We start from the raw sequence: 1,157 nt of genomic DNA, 5'->3' as shown, positions 1-1,157 counted from the left end.
GGCCGGGGTGCGCCGGGGGCGCGGGTCGAGGTGCGCCGGGGGCGCGGGTCGAGGCGGGCGGCGACCGCCGGTCAGGGCGGCGTGCTGCCGGCAGCGCCGAGGGACCAGGTGCCGAGCGGCCGGTAGAGCGGCCCTCCGGCGCGACCCTCGCCCGGCGACGACGCGGCCAGCACGAGCTCGGTCACCGGCCACCGCGGCCCGCGGTACACGGCGAGCGCGTGCACCAGCACGTCACCCGGGTCCGGGGGCTGCGCGGCACGGTCCCGGCGCCGTGTCCCGCCTCGCTGCGGCGCCACCCGGCCGAGCGTGACGTGCGGCCGTGACCGGACCCGGTCGTCCTGACGCGCGCCGACCGCGTCGCCCGCCTCCCGGCACCCGGCGACCAGGCCCTGCACGGCCGCGACGTCCCCGCCCACCCCGGCCCAGAGGGTCCGGTGCGCGAACACGCCGGCGCCGGCGAGCTCCAGGTCGAACGGGGAGGTGCCGGCCGCGATCCCGGTCATGTGCTCCGCGAGCACCTCCGCACGGCCCTCGCCGACCTCACCGTAGAACGCCAGGGTCACGTGCCAGTTCTCCGCGGGCGTCCACCGCACGCCGTCGGGTGCCCGGCCGGGGGCGAGCTCGGGGTCGACGCCGACGGCCGTGACCAGCGCGCCGGCCAGGTGGCGGCGGACCTCGTCGGTGGGCCACAGGGCGGCGAAGACGCGCATCGCCCCAGCATGCCGTGTCCCGCGTCGGGTGCGTGGTGCGCGGCCGGTGGGTCGTCGAGTGGAAGGTCTGGCCGGACACGCCGTCGGCGTGTCCGGCCAGACCTTCCACTCCTCGGCGACGCGCGGCGGTCAGCGGTGGGCGCGGGAGGACGCGTACAGGCAGACCGCGGCGGCCGTGCCGAGGTTGAGCGACTCCGCCCGGCCCCGCAGCGGGACCCGGACGACGGCGTCCGCGCGGTCGCGGTCCTCGGCGGGGAGCCCCCACGCCTCGTTGCCGAACAGCCAGGCCGTGGGGGCGCGCAGGTCGGTCACCGCCCGGTCGCCGGGGCTGGACGACGACCCGGCGTGCCCGGCGAGCGCGCCGGCGCCCGCGGGACCGGGGGCGCCGGCCAGCGCCGCGGCGTCCTGGAGGTCGTCGAGGTCCAGGGCGCCCGTGCCGTCGGCCGC

At 80.1% G+C, this 1,157-nt stretch carries 2 protein-coding genes; both read right to left on the bottom strand.

Features of this window, described 5'->3' with window-relative positions; all coding sequences use genetic code 11:
- Window positions 1–71 precede the first annotated feature (71 nt).
- Entirely contained in the window at window positions 72–710 is a 639-nt protein-coding gene (gene thpR / locus MHY85_RS21075; protein WP_239200425.1) for an RNA 2',3'-cyclic phosphodiesterase, read from the bottom strand.
- Between the two features lie 129 nt (window positions 711–839).
- Window positions 840–1,157, bottom strand: a 318-nt coding sequence (locus MHY85_RS21070; RefSeq protein ID WP_304519030.1) for a TrmH family RNA methyltransferase, incomplete at its 5' end; no start/stop codon positions are given.

The sequence above is a fragment of the Cellulomonas sp. ACRRI genome (assembly GCF_022346185.1).
Taxonomy (GTDB): Bacteria; Actinomycetota; Actinomycetes; order Actinomycetales; family Cellulomonadaceae; genus Cellulomonas.
The sequence above is the reverse complement of the archived record's forward strand: the minus strand, read 5'-3'. Positions and strand labels throughout refer to the sequence as shown.

Excerpts from the sequence above, each read along its gene's own strand:
- thpR (WP_239200425.1), bottom strand. The coding sequence starts at position 710 with ATGCGCGTCTTCGCCGCCCTGTGGCCCACCGACGAGGTCCGCCGCCAC.